The 21,006-nt window shown below is 44.7% G+C and carries 12 protein-coding genes; 4 read left to right on the top strand and 8 right to left on the bottom strand.

Annotated features, from left to right (window positions below):
• Positions 1-166: 166 nt before the first annotated feature.
• The 3 genes from ACHUET_RS13655 to ACHUET_RS13645 form a co-directional block, all read right to left on the bottom strand.
• On the bottom strand, positions 167-691 hold the full coding sequence (locus ACHUET_RS13655) for a TPM domain-containing protein (protein ID WP_394213593.1): 525 nt from the start codon (positions 689-691) through the stop codon (positions 167-169).
• A 138-nt stretch (positions 692-829) separates the two neighbouring features.
• Positions 830-2,008, bottom strand: a complete 1,179-nt coding sequence (locus ACHUET_RS13650) for a TPM domain-containing protein (RefSeq protein ID WP_394213591.1) — start codon at positions 2,006-2,008, stop codon at positions 830-832.
• 117 nt (positions 2,009-2,125) lie between these two features.
• Positions 2,126-2,752 (bottom strand): LemA family protein, encoded by a 627-nt coding sequence (locus tag ACHUET_RS13645; protein ID WP_186475055.1) that lies wholly within the window; start codon positions 2,750-2,752, stop codon positions 2,126-2,128.
• 1,020 nt (positions 2,753-3,772) lie between these two features.
• On the opposite strand from ACHUET_RS13645, the gene ACHUET_RS13640 reads away from it, so the two are divergent.
• Entirely contained in the window at positions 3,773-5,311 is a 1,539-nt protein-coding gene (locus tag ACHUET_RS13640; RefSeq protein WP_394213589.1) for an alanine/glycine:cation symporter family protein, read from the top strand.
• Positions 5,312-5,544: 233 nt separating this feature from the next.
• Here the strand turns inward: ACHUET_RS13640 and ACHUET_RS13635 are convergent, their stop codons facing one another.
• Both ACHUET_RS13635 and ACHUET_RS13630 read right to left on the bottom strand, forming a co-directional pair.
• Positions 5,545-6,159, bottom strand: coding sequence for a fasciclin domain-containing protein (locus ACHUET_RS13635; protein ID WP_394213587.1), 615 nt, complete (start codon positions 6,157-6,159; stop codon positions 5,545-5,547).
• Positions 6,160-6,575: 416 nt separating this feature from the next.
• On the bottom strand, positions 6,576-7,130 hold the full coding sequence (locus ACHUET_RS13630) for a fasciclin domain-containing protein (RefSeq protein WP_394213585.1): 555 nt from the start codon (positions 7,128-7,130) through the stop codon (positions 6,576-6,578).
• A gap of 570 nt (positions 7,131-7,700) precedes the next feature.
• Between ACHUET_RS13630 and metH the strand changes: the two genes are divergently transcribed.
• The 3 genes from metH to ACHUET_RS13615 all read left to right on the top strand — a co-directional run bounded on the left by metH (position 7,701) and on the right by ACHUET_RS13615 (position 13,966).
• Positions 7,701-11,504: a methionine synthase gene (gene metH / locus ACHUET_RS13625; RefSeq protein ID WP_394213583.1), complete on the top strand. Its 3,804-nt coding sequence runs from the start codon at positions 7,701-7,703 to the stop codon at positions 11,502-11,504.
• A 210-nt stretch (positions 11,505-11,714) separates the two neighbouring features.
• Positions 11,715-12,644 (top strand): bile acid:sodium symporter family protein, encoded by a 930-nt coding sequence (locus tag ACHUET_RS13620; protein ID WP_394213582.1) that lies wholly within the window; start codon positions 11,715-11,717, stop codon positions 12,642-12,644.
• A 494-nt stretch (positions 12,645-13,138) separates the two neighbouring features.
• Entirely contained in the window at positions 13,139-13,966 is an 828-nt protein-coding gene (locus ACHUET_RS13615) for a hypothetical protein (RefSeq protein ID WP_394213581.1), read from the top strand.
• Between the two features lie 193 nt (positions 13,967-14,159).
• Here ACHUET_RS13615 and ACHUET_RS13610 read toward each other — a convergent pair whose 3' ends face one another.
• The 3 genes from ACHUET_RS13610 to ACHUET_RS13600 all read right to left on the bottom strand — a co-directional run bounded on the left by ACHUET_RS13610 (position 14,160) and on the right by ACHUET_RS13600 (position 20,797).
• Entirely contained in the window at positions 14,160-14,303 is a 144-nt protein-coding gene (locus ACHUET_RS13610) for a DUF2256 domain-containing protein (RefSeq protein ID WP_165596756.1), read from the bottom strand.
• Positions 14,304-14,348: 45 nt separating this feature from the next.
• Positions 14,349-14,510 (bottom strand): DUF2256 domain-containing protein, encoded by a 162-nt coding sequence (locus ACHUET_RS13605; RefSeq protein ID WP_075106903.1) that lies wholly within the window; start codon positions 14,508-14,510, stop codon positions 14,349-14,351.
• 80 nt (positions 14,511-14,590) lie between these two features.
• Positions 14,591-20,797 (bottom strand): DNA repair ATPase, encoded by a 6,207-nt coding sequence (locus tag ACHUET_RS13600; protein WP_394213579.1) that lies wholly within the window; start codon positions 20,795-20,797, stop codon positions 14,591-14,593.
• Positions 20,798-21,006 lie beyond the last annotated feature (209 nt).

Raw genomic sequence — 21,006 nt, 5'->3', positions numbered from 1 at the left:
GTATTCCAATAATGGTGTTATCGAGACGAGCTGTGGACAATTTATATATTCGCACCCTCTTTGGACGGTGCGAATATTTTACGTGCGATATTTTAGCATCAAAACCCTATAGACGAGAACAGCCACCTTCGACTCTATCAATAATGTGCTTAGAGATGCTGTATTACTATTTTAAAAATACCACGGTATCAGACAGCTCATTGCCTGCTGGATTTTGCTCAAGCTGATAATACTGGCGCAGCACTTGTCCCACTTCATCTAACAATTCAGCCAAACTCTCTTCCGTCTTCTTGTTGCTGATACCTGATACTGCTTTTTCGCACATGGCACGCCAGACGGTTGGGCTGACGTGAGTGTTGATACCGCGGTCAGCCACAATCTCTAATTGATGCTCGCAGATATTGACATAGATCAAGACGCCAGTGTTTTCTTCGGTATCCCAGACTCGATACTCACTAAACAAATCAACGGCGCGCTCGTGGCAATCCATATGGTAAGCGTCTTGAATTGGCAAATGGTTTTCGACAATCAAAAACACCTCACCGCGATGCCCACGCTCAGCGCGTGTCACCTCATCTGTCAGGCGTGCTTTGGCTTCTGCTGTCAGCCACTTGCTATGCAGCAAAGGTACAAACAAGACCTGACGCCACCATCGAGCAAAGCTAGAAGTTGAAGTGTGGTTTTCTGCCATTATATTTTTCCTCAATTACGTCGTTTTTGATGGTTATTTGGGTCTATTTACTGGGACTCTATTTTTGGCTTTTATCAATTTGAGTCTTTACTAATCTGAGCTTCTAATAACTAAGCTGGGCTTTTAATAAATAGACACTTACCACGAGCCACCAGCACCGCCACCGCCGAAACCGCCGCCACCACCACCAAAGCCGCCGCCGCCAAAACCACCACCACTACTGCCCCCACCCATACCGGGTAAGAAAATCATGCCACCGCCTCTGCGTCCACCTTTACCGCCGCCGCCTTTGCCACCACCGCCGCCACGTGAGATCAAAAACAGCCATATAAATATCGCCATAATTAATGTCATAAAAAAGCCGCCACCCAGCGCCAAGGAACCCGCAAAAAAGCCGCCTGCCGTGATAATAGAACCAAATACTCGGCCTAAGATGTTGGTAATAAAACTGCCAAATATCATCGCCATAATAAATAAGAAAATAGGTGATGGTAACTCATCTGAGCCTTGCTCGGCACTACGCTCAGCAGCTTGCGCATCAGCACGCGCCAATACATCAGGATCAGCCGTTAGACGTGCCTTGAGTGCATCCACGCCTGCCAATATCCCAGCGCCATAGTCATTTTGCTTAAACAATGGTGTGATGTCTTCACGGATGATACGGTTGACCGCCGCATCTGGCAACACACCCTCTAAGCCATAGCCGGTTAGGATATACATGTCACGGTCATTAACTGCAACGACGATTAGCAGACCATCATCAACGTCCTTGTCGCCCAATTGCCATTTTTCAGCTACTTGTAAGGCATAATCAAATATAGGCAGACCATTGGTGGTCGGTACGATAACGACCGCCGCCTGTGCCAAACCTTGCTGATAGATGTCTCTCAGCTGCGCCTCTAAGCGCTGCTTTTCTTGCGGATTTAAGATATTAGCCTGATCAACGACCGGCTCGTTGAGTATCAGTTTGTCAGCATTAACGCTCTGGGCACTTGAGGTTACTGGTGGCTGAGCTGGCGCTTGCGCACTAGCGGTTGCCTCATCATTTGCCGCGCTTTGGTTAATAGCGTCATTACCAAGCACCGCACCATTGATGGCGTCATTATTCAGCACTGCATCATTGATCGCTTCGTTGGATTCCCCAGCTTTGGCAATGGCTACCAAGTCTTCGACACTACGGTCTTGTAGATTCGAGGTGCTATCTGTCGCCGCAGTATTATTGCCAGCATCGGTATTGGGTGCAGCATGTAACACTGATGCACCGCTGACGCTCAGTGTAAACAGTAATGCTGATAAGATTGCTTTTGAATTATTCATCTAATCTCTACCACCTAAAATGACATCTTTATAAATTAATAGACATTAACTAATAGTCATCAGCTAAATAAATAGAGCGGCATACACCGCTCTATTTTTGTATATTTTTAATGCTTCCTACTCTGCTTTTGCAGAATCGCCAAAATCAACACTTGGCGCTGTCGAAATGGCATCTTCATTAGCAACGGTAAAGTTTGGCTTGGTATCCATGCCAAATACTTTTGCGGTGATATTGGTTGGGAACTGGCGCACAGTGGTATTGTAGCCCTGTACTTCTTGGATATAGCGATTACGAGCGACCGCGATACGGTTTTCGGTGCCTTCTAGCTGAGCCTGTAAGTCTTGGAACAGCGCATCTGATTTTAGCTCAGGGTAACGCTCAGACACTGCCATCAGACGTGACAATGCGCCTGTCATTTGTTCTTGCGCAGCAGCATAACGCTCCATTGCTTCTGGGTCATTGAGCACTTCAGGCGTCACAGTGATGCCGCCCGCACGTGAACGTGCTTCCGCCACTTGGGTGAACACTTCTTGCTCTTGTTCAGCATACTGCTGTACGACTTTGACCAAGTTTGGCACCAAATCGCTGCGGCGCTGATATTGGTTGACCACTTCTGACCATGAAGCCGTTACTTGCTCGTCTTGCGCCTGAAGATTGTTATAACCACAGCCACTCAGACCGACAGTAGACGTCGTTAATAGTGCTGCTAGCAACATCGGCTTCATAATAGATTTACGCGTCATCGTTGTTTCTCCTAATAATGATAAATAACAAATATCTGGTAACACGTTTTTTAATAATTTTTTTGCGCTTATGCCTTCACAATCATCTAACGGTCATATGCGTTCTATACTTTGTATAAAGGCACGCGCTTGTAGCTTTTGTATCTACAGATACAACATGAAAAACTACTTATACATATTGCTCAATCTTATAAGCTACAAGATATACTGCTCATAATGGCGCTATCATGATGCTTTTACAATTGACCGTTACCAAAACACAACCGCAACTTTCGACTGCTACTGTGTTTTAAAAGCATTCATTTGAGCCAAATATTAATATATGAAACAAAAGTCTACTAAATAACTTACAGTGAATAAATCTAGGTCATTATTGCAGTCAGTTATGAGTGAAATGATGGCATTAAAACAAAACTTATCCGTCCATACACAAAGAAATTTCTAGTAATTGGTACAAAAATATGGCAAATTGCAGTTACGTAGCCGTACGGTTTGAATACATTTGGTAGTGGACTTATATTTTGATACGTATTAGGGAGTTGGTAGCTGTGATACAAAAGCAGTTACTCACTCTTAGATACTCCACTAATACATTCAATCCGCCATACCAGCAGTGTAGCCAATCGGGACGGCTCATAGCAAATCAAATACCCTCATCATGAGGAGTATTTGATTATATAACCGCCTGTTTTATCCGCGGGTTAACTTATAACTCATCTCATTCGTAACGTGATGATAGGACACCGCAGTAGTTGAGGCTGTAGAACAATCACAAATGCAGCTGATATTAATGCTATCAATGATAATCGCTATAAAAATAGTCTGTGTCACTGATGAAGCCAAGCGGATAAATACAGACAACTACAGTCCATTCTTGGTGGCTAAGCACGTATGAGACTTAACTAATATAGATATGAGTCGATGCAGATAATTTAACTGCTTAACTTAAATAAGTAAGTTAACCAGTTAATTTACTCCTAGCATACAGAGCCACCTTGAGACAGTACTAGGAATATACATATGGAAGGTTTAGTTAACTTAGTAAACGGAATTATCTGGAGCCCAGCACTGATCTATCTGTGCTTGGGCGCTGGTCTGTTCTATTCCATCTTGACGCGCTTTGTACAGGTGCGTTTGTTCGGTGAAATGATCAAATTGCTATTCAGTGGTAAGTCTAGTACTGATGGTATTTCATCTTTTCAGGCACTAGCCGTTTCCCTCGCAGGACGTGTAGGCATGGGTAACATCGCTGGGGTAGCTGCTGCTATCGGCTTCGGTGGTCCAGGTGCTGTGTTTTGGATGTGGGTCGTAGCGTTCTTAGGCGCATCTACTGCCTATGTCGAGTCTACCCTTGCACAGATTTACAAAGAAAAAGATGTGGTGACTGGCGAATATCGCGGTGGCCCTGCTTATTACTTTGAGCGTGCCCTTGGTCAAAAGTGGTACGGCATCCTTTTCGCCATCGCTTCTATTTTATCATGTGGTATGTTCTTACCTGGCGTACAGGCCAACGGTGTTATCAGTGCATTCGCACAGTTAATGGGTGAAGGTACGATCATGAACGTTGCAGGCCTAGAAGTCGGCTCTATGCGTTTGGTTGGCTTAGCCATCATCTTAGTTGTACTAGGTGTCATCATCTTTGGTGGTATTAAGCGTATTGCAACCTTTACTGAGTTTGCCGTTCCGTTTATGGCAATTGGTTATATTGCCTTAGCCTTAATCATCATGTTCAGTAACTTCAGCTTGATTCCAGATGTATTCGGCATGATTGTTGGCGATGCATTCACTGCACAAGCAGGTTTTGGTGCAGCAATCGGTTGGGGTGTAAAACGTGGTATTTACTCTAACGAAGCGGGTCAAGGTACAGGTCCTCACGCTGCTGCTGCTGCTGAAGTTGAGCATCCATCACAGCAGGGTCTTGTTCAGGCATTCTCAGTATATGTTGATACGCTACTGGTTTGTTCTGCGACTGCCTTTATGATTTTATCTACTGGCATGTACAACATCCAAGGTACATTACCAGATGGTCAGTTCATCGTACAAAACGTTGCTGCTACTACTGAAATCAACGCCCCTGCGTTCACGCAAATGGCAATGGAATCGGTATACGGTACGTTTGGTAATGCCTTTATCGCAATCGCTGTATTCTTCTTTGCCTTTACAACCATCCTAGCTTATTACTACATCGCTGAAGTAAACGTGGCTTACTTGACACGCTTCCTTGGTCGCGGTGCCAATAAAACAGGTCTATTCTTAGTAAAAGTATTGATCATGGTGATGGTTGCTTACGGTGGTCTAAACTCAGCTGGTTATATCTGGGCAATTGGTGACATTGGTGTTGGCCTTATGGCTTGGCTCAACATTGTTGGTATTCTTGTTATCTTTATTGTGGCTCGTCCAACGCTTACCATGCTTAAAGACTACGAAGCACAACGTAAAGCTGGTGTGGCACGCTACAGTTTTGATCCTGCAAAATTCGGTATCAAAAACGCACCTTATTGGGAAGCGCGTCATCTAGCAGAGCAAAAAAGAACGAATGTAGATCCACTACGTAAATAACATAGATAATATGCGCTAACGTAGCTACTGCTCAATCTTATTCAGTCTTACTAAAAGCCCGAGGCAATGGTCTCGGGCTTTTTTATTGCAAATAAATAACGCAGATTTTAAGATACCGCTGCTACGCCACCATCTTATAGACACAAAAAAACCCAGCTTTATAGCTGGGCCTCTTTAATATACTTATTAGCTTATGACAGCTAAGTTCTTATAACAACTGATTTAAAAAAAACTTACTCAGGCATCAATACTGCATCGATAGTATGAACCACACCATTGGTTGCCATGATATCAGTACCTGTGATGTTAGCTGTGTTACCAGTCGCGTCAGTGATTACATTAGCATCGCTAATAGAGATCGTTTTGCCATTAGCCGTTTCGATGTCAGTACCATAAGGGATGTCAGCCGCTTTTACTTCCATAGGTACTACGTGGTAAGGCAATACTTTTTTCAGCAAGTCTGTGTTAGCCAATAACTCTTCTTTCGTTACGCCTAGCTTTTCTAGTACTGGAGCAAATGCATCATCAGTTGGTGCAAATACAGTGTACTTAGTATCTTCCATCAACATCGTATCAAGACCAGCAGCTTTCAGTGCAGCTGTCAAAATGGTTAGGTTTTCGTTGTTTGCTGCAATTTCAGCGATGGTTTGAGTCGCTTCCATATTCATGTCGTCTGCCATTGGCTCTGCTTCAACCATTGGATCCGTCTCAGCTACTGGCTCTACTACGACTTCTTCAGTAGTAACCTCAGGCTCAACTGGATCTGCGACAGTTTCGGTGTCGTTACATGCCGCTAATGACATGGCTGCTGTTACGACTGCGATAGATAATAGATTCTTCTTTAACATGGGTATTTCCTTTTAAATGATTGGTTGCGTCATGTGTTTAACAGACAGTTACTTTTAATAAATTTAACAGTGACTGATAAATCGTGGATATGACTAAATAACCAGCCATAGTTTTAAGTCCGCTATATCAATAACTATAATTCTAAAGGTTTAATTTTTAATTGATACTTACTTAAGTAGTGGCACTGTATCAATCACGTATATAGCATTATCAACTTGTATACTCGTTATTGTGTTCTTTAAAATACAATTTCGTTTATTTGATGTCTGTAATCATTAAAACTGCTGTAATTTGTATTTCATGCTACATGATTGATTATCAGATACTAAAACAGCCATTATCAAATGATAAACTCATCAAATAATAGCTGCTTACTTAAGCTTCATCATAAATGTAGATGTTATTTCGCTAAAGCTTATTTAGGTAGTAGCACTCTATCGATGACATGGACAACACCATTAGTAGCTGCGATATCTGTTTTTACAATGTTTGCAGTACGGCCGTTTTCGTCCATCAATTTACCTTGGTTGGTTACCATTAGCGTGTCTTTGCTAGCGGTCATGACGTTACCAGGCTTCACGTCTTTGGCATACATGGCCATGTCACCGCTTACGACGTGATATCCTAGAATCTTGGTTAGTAATGGCTTGTTGGCAAATAGTTGCTCTTTGGTCATACCTGTTTCTTGTAGCGCTTGCATAAATGCAGCATTGGTTGGTGCAAATACCGTATAGTGTGCATTCGGATCAGATAGCATACCTGCTAAACCTGCTGCTTGTACCGCCTCTACTAAGACTGAAAAATCAGAATTACTTTGAGCAACTTGTACCACATTCATTTTTGCCATAGTTTGGCTGTGCATTGGCGGTTTCATATCTGCGCTTTTTGCTGGCATCATATTATTACAAGCGCTTAGGCCAGCGATAGAAATAGCTAGCGTACCGATAGTTGCAATTTTAGTCAGTTTCATAACATTATCCTTAATGATTGAGTATTTATTTGCTTATTGTCTTACAGGTTAGATTGTCTTCTAATATCAGTTGCTCGTGCTGTCCAATTCTTATCTTTTTGATAAGCAACATTTAGATAGACCAACAGAACAATAATAACTTTTTGCCCATAAGTTACTTATAAGCAAAACTTACAAAGACCTAATTCTTCTGAAATCAAATTAACATGTATGAAACCTTTATCAACCTGCCTTTACGCAACTTTTTGTAGTACAGGTGTAAACTGTGTCGGACTTTTAAGCATAAGCGTTGGCTTTCATTTGCAGAAGCAACGCTTTGTGTAATCCGTAAGCGAAATGATATTCATTTGTGCACATATTCTTTGTGAAATACAATGTAACGCTATGTTCAGCAGCTCAGTGAATAGGTATCTGCTTGTCTATGGTAAAAGTAGAATGGGCAGTATCCATGTGTGCTATATTTTTCATGCTAGAATAATTCAAATTTGACGATTTCCTTTATAAGACTTTGTACTCTATTGGTTTGTTACTCCTTCCTTTTATAATATTGACGATATAAGCAGCGCACCTATGACTCAAACGATGACCTCACCGACCTCTTCTCACTCTGATACTACTTCTGACTCATCATCCGCTGATGACTTTATCTTAACGCCGCCTGCTGTCTTTCCTTATAAGGAACAGCAGCTCACCGCGCGCGCCCGTATCACCGAGCAGATGGCATCACGCATTTTGATGTTAGATGGTGCAATGGGTACGCAAATTCAGACCTATAAATTGGAAGAAGCAGATTATCGTGGTGAGCGTTTTGCTGATATCGACCAAGATGTGCGCGGCAATAACGATTTGCTGGTATTGACCCAGCCGCACATGATTAAAGACATTCATCACGATCATCTGTTGGCTGGTGCGGATATCATCGAGACCAATACCTTTAACGGTACGCGTCTGTCGATGGCTGACTACGACATGCAGTACTTGGTGCCTGAACTGAATAAAACAGCAGCCAAAATTGCGCGCGAGGCGGCTGATGAATTTACCGCCAAGACGCCTGAAAAACCGCGCTTTGTCGCCGGTGTGGTGGGGCCAACCTCGCGCACATGCTCGATATCACCTGATGTCAATGACCCTGCCTTTCGTAACATTACCTTTGATGAGTTGGTCCTAAACTACCGTGAAGCGACCTTATGCCTGATAGAAGGCGGCGTCGATCTTATTTTGATTGAGACGATCTTTGATACGCTCAATGCCAAAGCGGCAATATTTGCCATCACGGGTGTGTTTGAAGATATCGGCTTTGAGCTGCCTATTATGATTTCTGGTACGATCACTGATGCCTCAGGTCGTACGCTATCTGGTCAAACCGCGGAAGCGTTCTATAACTCGATTCGCCATGCCAAGCCATTATCCGTTGGCTTTAACTGTGCGCTTGGGGCGGATGCGCTGCGTCCGCACATTCAAACGCTATCGAACATCGCTGATACTTACGTCTCTGCGCATCCAAATGCGGGTCTGCCCAATGAGTTTGGTGAATATGACGAAACCGCTGAAGAAACCGCCGCCCTACTCGAAGGTTTTGCCAAAGCGGGTATCCTAAACATCGTTGGCGGCTGCTGTGGTACAACGCCTGAGCATATCCGCCAAATCGCTAATATGGTAGCAAACTATGCGCCACGTGTGATTCCTGAAATCGCACCTGCCTGCCGCTTATCAGGTCTCGAGCCATTTACCATCAATGCGGACAGCTTGTTTGTCAATGTCGGTGAGCGTACCAATGTCACAGGCTCCAAAAAATTCCTACGTTTGATTAAGACCGAAGCCTATACTGAGGCTCTTGATGTCGCTCGCGATCAGGTCGAGGGCGGCGCGCAGATCGTCGATATCAATATGGACGAGGGCATGCTTGACTCCAAGCAAGCGATGATTCACTTCGTCAACCTCGTCTCAGGTGAACCAGATATAAGCCGTGTACCACTGATGATTGACTCGTCTAAATGGGACATCATCGAAGAAGGTCTCAAGCGTACGCAAGGTAAATCTGTCGTCAACTCCATCTCGCTAAAAGAAGGGCATGCTGAGTTCGTTGAGCGCGCTAAATTATGCATGCGCTACGGCGCTGCCATTATCGTCATGGCATTCGATGAAGACGGACAGGCTGACACTTACGAGCGCAAAATTGAGATATCTAAACGTAGCTATGATGTGCTGGTCAACGAAGTGGGTTTTCCTAGTGAGGACATTATTTTTGACCCCAATATCTTTGCCGTCGCCACGGGTATCACCGAGCACAACAACTACGGCGCGGACTTTATCAATGCCACGCGCTGGATCACGGAAAACTTACCGAATGCTATGGTCTCAGGCGGGGTATCTAATGTCTCGTTTAGTTTCCGTGGTAACCCGATTCGTGAAGCGATCAACTCTGTGTTCCTATTTCACGCGATCAAAAATGGCCTGACCATGGGTATCGTTAACCCAGCTATGCTAGAGCTGTATGATGATATTCCTGTCGAGGCGCGTGATGCCATCGAAGACGTCATGCTCAACCGCAATCAAGGTGAAACGGGTCAGGATGCGACCGAACGCCTAATGACCGTCGCTGAAAATTACCAAGACGGCGGCAAGAAAAAAGACAGCACCGTCGATATGAGCTGGCGTGAGGGTACGGTAGAAGAGCGTATCGCTCATGCTCTCGTTAAAGGCGTGACCACCTTTATCGAAGAAGACACCAAAGAAGCGTGGGAGAAATACCCCAAACCGCTCGAGGTCATCGAAGGACCACTCATGGACGGTATGAATATCGTCGGTGATTTATTCGGTGCGGGCAAGATGTTCCTACCACAAGTCGTCAAATCAGCGCGCGTCATGAAGCAATCCGTTGCTTGGCTAAACCCGTACATCGAAGCGGAAAAAGTCGAAGGCGAAGTCAAAGGCAAAATCCTTATGGCAACCGTCAAAGGCGACGTGCATGATATCGGCAAAAACATCGTTGGCGTGGTACTTGGCTGTAATGGCTATGACATCGTCGATCTGGGCGTGATGGTACCGTGCGAAACCATCCTTGATACCGCTATCAGAGAAAAAGTCGATATCATCGGTCTGTCAGGTCTGATCACCCCCAGTCTCGATGAAATGGTCTATGTTGCCAAGCAAATGCAAGAGCGCGGCATGACCCTACCCTTGATGATCGGCGGCGCAACGACCTCTAAAGCGCATACTGCTGTCAAGGTCGAGCCGCAATATCAAAATGATGCGGTCATCTATGTCTCTGATGCCTCGCGCTCCGTCGGCGTGGTGACCAAGCTGCTATCCAAAGAGCACCGTACTGCCCTCATCGATGAGACCCGTGAAGAGTACATCAAAGTACGTGAACGCCTTGCCAAGCGTCAACCAAAAGCGGCCAAAGTCACCTATGCCGAATCGGTCAAGATTGGCTTTCAGTATGATTGGGAAAACTATGTGCCACCAGTGCCAAATAAGTTAGGACAAGTGATATTGGATGACTATCCTATCAACAACCTGCTGCCGTATATCGACTGGACACCGTTCTTTATCTCTTGGGGTCTAACGGGTAAATACCCAAAAATCTTGCAAGATGATGTGGTGGGTGAAGCGGCACGAGATTTGTTTGAGAACGCTGAAGAGCTACTACACAAAATGATTGAGGAAAAATCAATCGTAGCAAAAGGCGTGTTTAAACTGATGCCTGCTCGCCGTACTGGTGCAGACACGGTAACTGTTTATGATAATGACCCACAGAGTGGTGGCAGCCCAACTTATCAGTTCGAGCACTTACGTCAGCAAAGCGATAAAGCAAGCGGCAAGCCAAACCTGAGCTTGGCGGACTTTATCTCGCCATCAGAGACGCATACCGATCATTTGGGCGGCTTTACCGTCTCTATCGTCGGTACAGAAGCACTTGCTGAGCAATACAAAGCAGCAGGCGATGACTATAATGCCATTATGGTACAGGCGCTATCTGACCGCTTAGCTGAAGCCTTTGCCGAACACCTGCATGAGCTAATTCGTAAAGAGTATTGGGGCTATCAGCCGACTGAGTCACTCACCAATGAGGAAATGATTAAAGAGAAATACGTCGGTATCCGCCCTGCCCCTGGCTACCCTGCGTGCCCTGAGCATACCGAAAAAGGCAAACTGTTTGACTGGCTCGGAACGGTAGAGGCAATCGGCACGACACTGACCGAAAGCTATGCGATGTGGCCTGCGTCGTCGGTCAGCGGATTCTATTACTCACATCCTGATAGTGAGTACTTCAATGTCGGTAAGATCAGCCGTGACCAGTTAGAGAGCTATGCTGAGCGTAAAGGCTGGGATATGAAAACGGCTGAGAAATGGTTAAATCCGAATTTGTAGACTTTCAAAATTCAGTTAACGCTTAAATAATCTCTAATAGCTTTTTGGCTTATTCATTTAATATGAGTAAGCCATTTTTTATGGCTAATCCTTTATTTATTATCAGCAAACTTATCGCTACGTTCATAGCAAAATACTTTTATCATTCATGTTCGATAACCATGCTAGATTATTGTCTACTATATTATTTTTATTATTGTGAGACAGGCTATGAATCAGATTGCATTACTTTCTAGTTGGATTGGCAAAACGTTTGCAATCTGGGCATTGGTCAGTGCCGTGTTGGGCTTCGTATTTCCTACCTTCTTTGCTTCATTGGCTTTTTTGATTGTGCCAATACTTGGCATCATCATGTTTGGCATGGGTATGACGCTCAAAACCGAAGATTTCCTAGAGATTGTCAAACGCCCCAAGCCTGTATTGGTCGGACTGTTGGCACAGTTCACGCTGATGCCGCTGATTGCCTACCTATTAACCGTCATCTTTAACCTTGATCCTTTAATCGCGGTTGGCGTGATTTTGGTCGGTTGTTGCCCAGGTGGTACGTCTAGTAATGTGATTACATTTTTGGCAAAAGGGGATGTGGCGCTGAGTGTCGCGATTACCTCTATCTCCACCTTACTTGCGCCTTTTTTGACGCCTATTCTATTAAACGTGTTTGCCGGTCAGCTGATCGATATCGACCTAGCCAGTATGATGATAACCATTACTAAAATCGTCATCTTGCCCATATTACTTGGTGTTATATTCCATAAGTTTTTGGGTAAAAAAATCGAGTTCGTCACCGAGGTATTGCCAATGGTGTCGGTGTTGGGTATCTCTATTATCATCGCGGCCGTAGTCGCAGTGTCTAAAGCGACGATCTTAGATAGTGGTGTGATTGTCTTTATCGTCGTTGCTCTACACAATATGCTGGGGTATACCTTGGGCTATGTGATTGCGCGCTTGTCTGGATTCACGGAGAGACAGCGCCGCGCCATTATGGTGGAAGTAGGCATGCAAAACTCTGGTCTGGGCGCTGCCCTTGCCGCGACTTATTTCAACCCTGTCGCTGCCTTACCGAGCGCTATATTTAGTGTGTGGCATAACTTTAGTGGCGCGTTGGTTGCGAATATTTTTGCGAAGAGAGATGGTATGTAGTAGTTTCATTGCTTTTGTCTTGGTTATGAGTGTTTTAATATGCCACAACCCTTTCTATTTCATTTAATGAAAATGCAGTAAAAAGGGTTACGGCATTTTTATGACGTCTTTTTCTATCTCTTGATATCTATATTAATTTTACTCACTACTCACTACTCACTACTAATTAGACTTTCTCACATAAAAAAGTTTTAAGATAATCGATCATAATATCCATTCCGACTAGTAAATCTCTTTTATCCCTATTCTCTGTGACTCTAACGTCTTTTAACCTTATAAAAACTTACTGCATTTTTTATTTAAAGAATTCTTATTTTTATTGGTATATCTTAATTATTTTTGATATATTTTAAATTAAGAATATAAATATTCTTTTATAATTATATTCTATACCGTCATTTTCGAGGTATTTTATTTTTCTAAGTTCAGCAGGTACAAGGATGTAGCGTTTTAGATAAGTGAAATCTTAAACTTTCAATCAAGGAGAGATGAAAATGAAACCATTTAAAGTAGCATTACTAACGTTATCAATGGCGTTGTTACTACAGGGTTGTGGTGACGACTCAGATTCTGATACACCATCGACGGCGCAACCTGAGCCCCCCGTTATTACACAACCTGATCAGCCAAATATCGATACCGAAATTGTTGGGATGTGGCATAGCGACGATATCGCCAATGGAGAACTCTCAACCATTATATTTCTAGATGATGGAACCTATATACAAACCCAAGTCGATGGCAGTCAATCAACAAATGAACCTGAAAATGGTATGGAACTAGGCAACTATAGTGTCAGCAGTACAGAAGGTAAGCTAACCGCTACACCTGTTTTTGACAAAAATGGTACTTCTGGACTGTCAGACTCTATTATGCGTTATGCTGAAGTATCTAATAGTAAGCTTATCCTAAAAGTAGATGAAAATGAAAATGGTGTCATTGATAGCAATGAAAGTTATCGCTTCTCAAAAACTAAATATGAAGGTATTTTAGGACCTTGGGATTTTGATGATGCTGATGATAATGAGCTGATTGGCTTAGCTTTCTCAGAAAATGGCACTTATATACATGTACAAGTTGATGAAGATAAGTCAGTCGATAATGCAGAAAACGGTATGGAGTGGGGTAACTACACTATTGATCCTATCACTAGTCAGTTAATTACGACCACAATTTATGATGATAATGCGGGTACCGGATTATCAGAACCAAGGACGCGTTACGCTCGAGTGACAGGTAATACCGCCCTTACGATTGAAGTCGATGACAATCAAAATGATATGATTGACGATGATGAGTCATTTACATTTTCAAGACCGTAGCACGGCAACTGATAAGCTGATTAAATGACTAATAATTCCGTCAAAGAAATTTAGAAAATTTAATTTTTGAAAACAATAATGTGCAGTTATTTTTGAATGCTTTATTTTATTTCAAATATCAGTAGCGACTACAATTTAACTCTAAAAAATTCAGCTTATCAATTGATACGCTGAATTTTTGAATTTGGGATACTCACTCTTTACCTTTTGCCCGCCGACACCGCTCAGAACAATAAATCACCTGCTCCCAATCTTTCTCCCATTTCTTGCGCCACGTAAACGGACGCTGGCAGACGGGGCAAGTTTTTTGCGGTAAGTTTACTTTTTTATGTGCCATTGTTTGCTCCCATCTACTTTTGACTATTTGCGTTACAGTGAAATCTTACTTTTGATGTTCGACACCCTCATACTTCTTAATTCGGCGGCACTGGTCTGAGCAGTACACCATACTCTCCCAGTTTTTATCGAGCTTCTTCGTCCAACTGAACTCACGCTCACAGACGGGGCAGAGTTTTTTTCGAACGTTTTTCTTTTTGTGCGCCATACATTTCTCATTGGTTTGTTTACGACATCAGTCACGTGTCACTATAGCCTACTACGTATCATTGCTATTAGTCACAGTTACTAGTCATAATCGTCAAATATTTTATTGAGGCGATTGAGACTGTTGACGATCAGTTTACCAGATTGATCAGTACTGCTATCAATCGCGAGCTTCTCATCCATGCGCATCGTTAGTGGTGCCAGCGCTTGCTTGAGCGCATTGGCCATCAGTGTGGTCTGCTCATGGATATCAGGCGCATCGTTCTCTACGGTTTTACTATCATCGTTCTTAATCAGGCTTTCGGCTAAGCTACGAGACAAGCTATCTGCCATATTGTGTGCCAGTTGCTCCACTGCATCGACCAGCTGCACCATCAGGGCTTTTTGCACGTCTTGGTTTTGCTTGAGGTACTCGCCCTCGGCTTTGTGATCGTGCTTATATATCTGTAGCAATTGGCTCACGCTTTTCTCAAAGCCATTATCGATGCTATCGCTGACGACTTTGGCATTATTGATCACGCTATCGGCGAGGATTTTTTGTGAGGCTAGCTGCGCCTCCATCTGAGTCTCTAACTGGGCCTTACGCTCTGCTTCTCGTAAGCGCGCGATTTGCTCTGGATCATTTTTGGTTAAGTACGTCTCAAACTGACGACTGATGGTATTGAAGCCGCTCGCCAAATCCACCAACTGCGCGACGATACGCGCGCCCGTATCACCGTCTTCGCCGCCCATGGCTTTATTACGTAAGAAGTCCGCTTTGATTTGCGCCCAACGTTCTTTTTCTGCGTCGGTTAAGGTACCGCGCATCTCACCAAGCTTGAGCAAGTTGCTCTCTGCGCCTTGGGTCAATAGCTGCGACTCGCCCAGATAGTGATCGTCTATCAGCTGGTTTAGCTCATTCTCATTCATGACCGCTGACAGCTTTTCGGTCATCTTATTCATATTACGATAACTGCCTTGTAGCTTAAATATCGGCTCGACACGATATTTATCATCTTGCGAGGCGGAAGCAATATAAGCTTGGTTGACGTCCAGAATGACTGCTTGCACCCGAAACATATGACGCAAGATCGCGATAATCTCGTTAATCTCTGAGGTGCTATATGGATAGGTCAGATCGCTGCTTTGCGCTTGCGCGAGATTGGCATTGTCCGTTTTTGCCATTTTGATCAAGCGATGCACATCACTTAGATCGCGGTTTGCCAGTGGTGCAAGGACACTGTTAGAGGTTAGGGAGTTTTCGATATAACTGAGGGCAAAGATGTCTTCCATACCGCTCATGATATCACCTAAGTTATAGATATCGGCACGGTTGGCGAGCATGTCAGGCACTTTAAAGGCTTCGCCGCTCTCGGTATACGGGTTACCCGCCATGACCACGCAGAACTTTTTGCCGCGCATGTCATAGGTTTTGGTTTTGCCTTGCCAGACGCCATCGATACGGCGCGTGCCATCACCGAGTGAGATAAACTTCTGCAAAAACTCCGCATGCGTATGCTGAATATCATCAAGATACAGCATGACATTATTGCCCATCTCAAAGGCTAAGTTGATTTTATTTAGCTCCTCTCTTGCCGTAGCATTGGGGGCTTTTTCGGGATCTAATGAGGTGACATCATGACCGAGTGACGGACAATTAATCTTCATAAAGATCAGGCCGAGACGATTGGCCACATACTCCATCAAGGTGGTCTTACCATACCCTGGTGGCGATATCATCATGAGGATACCCATCAAATCCGTCCGCTTATCCTCGCCGACCGTGCCCATCTGTTTGGCAAGGTTATCGCCGATGAGTGGCAGGTAGCTCTCATTAATCAGACGGTTACGCACGAATGAGGACAAGGGACGCGGCATAAATTCGGCCAGTCGCAGGGTTGCTTTTGACTCGTGTAATATCTCTGAGCGCATGGCCAGATAGCGTCGATAGGCAGGGATCACTTGGCTATCATGATGATGCAAACGATTTAAAAAATCATCAACGGCAAAGGTTAGGCTCTGCTGATGAATACGAGTATGCTCACCCAGTAGATTATTCACTTGTATTTCAAGTGACACCTTACCTGTATGACGCGCAAAGCTTTGCACTTGATTGAGAGGGTTATTGATACTGGTCAGTGACGTTGATGATGACGCTTGAGGTGAAGAGAACGACAAGGTGGAAGCGGCATTAACTGTGCCTTTATTCGCGCCGCCTTTATCGAAACTCGCACCTGAATCAATCAGGCGCTGTACCAAAGCTTCACGCTGCGTATCGTTCAGTTGAGTGAGTAAAACAGCAATCGCTTCAGGCACATAATGACGTTCACTCTCTAACTGCTGCTTACGTAGCGCCTCTTTTTCTTGACGTTCAGCCAGCTGCGTTTCACTAAGCGCCTCACCTGCCTCACCCAAGCCATCATCGGCTTGATCGGTAGCTGACTCACTATTACCGTAAGTCTTATCAAGCAGTGCATGAAACCATGTGGCTAGTAGCTCATAGGCTGACTTAGGTTGGAAGCCAAGCTTACCAATTGAAGACTGTAGCTGTGCAAAACTGGCATTACTTTGCGTACTGACGGGAGAGCTACTCAGCGTTTGACTAAGCTGCTCACACAATTGCTCGGCCTGTTTACTGGTTTGCCAGTTCATTGTGTTATATGCGGTGGCATTTGGTTCCGCTGATTGCCCCATAACGCTGACCAAGTATTCGCAAGCCAGCTGTACATAGCTTGGCTTAAAAATATTGGTGTTATGAACATCGCTGGTAGTTGAGTCTGGTTCTGAATCCAATGCGGCATCTGATGGCTGATGAGCATCATTACTACTACCCATACGTTCGTCACGATAGGCTGTGACAAAACGGTGCATCACTTGGCTCATATCCTCGACCAGTAAGGATTTAGCCGTATCACTACCGAGCGCACGGCGCAACTGCTCAGCGGTAGCGGCTCTATCCGTCCAGTTATTTGCGCGGGTCAGTACTGACTCATTTAGCCAATTGTCGTAGCCAAATTGACGCAGACTGTCTAAACCCAGCGCTTGTACAATATTTAACTGCCAATAGAACAGTTGCGCCAGTGCGCGGACTTGCGGGGTATAAATCAGTAGCCCGGCCTCACGTAACGTCGGCAGTATTTGCATCAACAGTAGCGTGGCATCACGGTCATGAATGCCTTTGTCATAACCGAGCTGATAACGCGGGGTTGCGTAGGCTTTGACCAATTTCGCCAGCGGACTGTCATTATCGATATCACCATTGATATCTAACGTGATGACGGTGTCGTCGTAGGCTTGGTAGAGGCGGGTCTCTGTCAGACCGTCTTGACTGTTTTTGGCGCTCTCGATAATGCTATAGGCCAAGTACTCGGCGCGGTATACCTTGTCGGACTCGGAGGCGATATTCATCTCCCAATACGGGCGTAAGGCATTCAGCTCAGCGTTATTAAGCGCTTCATAATAGTCAGTACCCGTCAGATGCAAATTGAGCACGCGCTTGCCATCTGATTGCTGACGGCTGAGTAAGGTTAAGTCTAATGGCTGCGTATTGACTGAAAAGCGATGCTTGCCCAGCTTAATAATTTGACCGCCATCTTCGAATAAGTCCGATTTGTCTTTTAGACTCTTATAGCTTTCGATTTGAATAGCTTTTAGGCGCGCATCAATGTCATCGGCTTTGACACTAAAGCCCATCGCTTGTAGCTCTTTTGCGATGTTGCGGACTTTTTGCACCAGACCATCTGATGCAAAATAAGTATTAAGCGCCTCTTCCTCGGTAAAGCCCGTGACACCTGTGCTTTGCGTGCGCTTCTTTATACTCTCAAGCATTCGCAGCGCGCCATCGCCTAAGTTTTGCGCTTTGCGATTGCGAGCATCAAGCAGTTGCTGCTTATGATTTTCAAAGGTCTCGTAAATCTCTTCACGTTTACTGATGATATCGGCTAAAAACTGATCGCCGCTATTGGTCTCAGGATCAGCGAACTGGCTTTCTAATCCCTCTAACTGTACGAGCAGCTTTGCCATTTGCTCATCTGATTTCTCAGGCGTATTGGCAATCGATAGAGCATTGGCAATCGATTGACCGAACAGCTTAAACTGCGCGCCAAATTGCGCGACCGCTTCTGCCGATCCTAAGTTTTTGCGTTTATGATTGAGCTTGGCTTTGCTCTGGTTGAGGCTAGCATAAATAGTCGAGATGTCATCGATGATTTGCGTGCGTACCGTGGCATCAGCAACGTCCAACGTACCGAGCAGCTCGGTCAGTAAATCTAACCCTTGCGCCGTATCGTCAATTTTATCGAGCACTGGCTTTAGTTCAGCATTGGTTTCAGCGGTATTTAGGCGCTCACTGACATCGACCAATATTCCTTCGTAGCTTGATAGCGCTTCTTCACCGCTTAAAAACAGTACGGTTTTTTCGGCAAGATCGCTTTCCGCTTCTTCTAGCTGCGCCTGCAACGCTTCTAATTTATCACTGTCTAAATAGCGCAAATCCTCCAAGCTAACCAAGCGGCCCTTTTGTCGTCTTAATGCCGACAGTTGATCGACATAGTCGCTGGCAGACTCAAATGTCGTGACGCGTATCTGTCGCAAAATCTCATTTTGCTGAGATTCGGCATCGGCAAGCGCGGTTTGGGTTTGCTTTTGGATACTTTGAACTTTGGCAAACTCATCAATGACCAGCTCAGCGGTCGCTGTCACTTCTTTAATACTACTGGCGACGTCGCCCAGCTCAGGCTCAGACAGCCAATAGTAGCTATCAAACAATCTGCTGGTATTGTCCGACAGCTCTTCATAGAGTTTTTGTGACACGCTTTGGTTGTCGATAAGACGGGTAATACTATAAAGATCAGAGATGCCACGCACCAGCTCTTTGTTACCGATTTTGCCATAGAAGCTCGTGCTTTCAGGCAATTCGCTCACATATTCAGGGGAGGCATAAGGGGTGTGCCATATCTGCATCGGGTGAATGCGCGACGGCTCACTTTGGTCACTGAACAATACCAAGCGGCCATTGTCTGCCAACGCCATACCGTTACAATAAATCGGATTTGCCAGTTGTTTTTTGATCAGGTTATAAGGAAACAGCCCCGTGATACCCAGCTCTCTGTCATAAAATAAAAATAAAACATCCTCGCCATTGGTCGAGATAATTTTGCGCTTGAACTTTAAATTTTTGGCACCGATACTGTTGGCATCGAACAGCTTATACTCGCCCGTCTGTAGATAATAGCCACCCGGAAATATAATGCCGTGATCTTCGGGCAACTGTACACAGGACTGGCCAATCGCATCCAAACGCAGCACCGCTTCGGTCAAAGTGTTATAAACAAAATAACGGTAACTGTCCTCACGGTACGGCAGTATTTTGAGAAGGATTAAGCTACCGACTTTGGCATAGGCAATCTCGGCATCGGTCAGCGATTGAGTGCGGTCATTGACAGGCTCGCTATAGATACCCTGCCCCGACTGCGTATTGTCCTCAATCTTGATGGTCAAGTCACCGCCGACGGTTTCCACAAATATCGTATCCAAGATATTCATGTGTGGATACTTACCATTGACCATCTGATCTCGCGTGGTCTCAATCCAATCAAAATCATAAGCAGGTGGCAACTCGATATCACGCTCGCCGCGATTGTCCACGTAGGCGACTTGGGCAGACTCTGGTGTGCCTTGGCTAAAGTCTAATGCAAAACGAAACACGCGAATATCAGTGATACGTTCGCCAATCTGAAATGCCAATAGCAGTTTGCTGTCTTTAACAGTCAGTTGAATCAGGCGTGTTTGCTTGTAATAGCGATAGAGCTCATTAAAATCTTGTACAAAGGCATCTTGATCTAAAAACGTTCCTTTTAAATCCACCTCTTCGAGCTGATACTCTTGCTCTGCACTATCACCACCATTACTCTGCTGATTCTCATCGCTGTCGCTTTTCTCAGTAGGGTCTATCAAGCGATATAGCGACAGTACATCCTTAACATTGCTGGCACGCTTTAGCCCCATAAATACGTTGTAGCCAAACAGCAGATAGTCTCCAACTTGCACCATATCCTGCGCCACACAGTTGTGCTCGGTACGGATACGCGTGCGGGCGATCACCTGCATCTGGGTGCTGCCAAATTCCGTCAGCCGTGCATTATTCAGCTTGGCCGTTTGCTGCTCTAGACGACTGCCTTGCTCTGTTAGGCGTTTTTTGATGAGCTCATAAGCATTACCGGAGGCCACTGCCTGATCGGTTTGAGTTGCTTGGTTCGCGTTAGGATCACTTTTGCTATCTGAATTGGTTGGGTTTTGCGTGTCCGCCATCGTTGCTCGTCCATTTTTATATTTTGGCAATAAGAAATCATTGAAGGTAAAGAAGCACTTGGCTAATCTAAAAAATCAGTAGAAGTGATACGATTTTTTAGATTAGCCAACTCATCATGAATAATGAGTTGGCTATCGCGCTTTAAAATGCTTAGCGCGAATGGGTCATAGCACGCTGCGACCTAAATGATAGCTTGCTTATAAATGCA

The organism is Psychrobacter piscatorii (assembly GCF_043641605.1).
In the GTDB taxonomy this organism is placed as follows: Bacteria; Pseudomonadota; Gammaproteobacteria; order Pseudomonadales; family Moraxellaceae; genus Psychrobacter; species Psychrobacter piscatorii_C.
The sequence above is the reverse complement of the archived record's forward strand: the minus strand, read 5'-3'. Positions and strand labels throughout refer to the sequence as shown.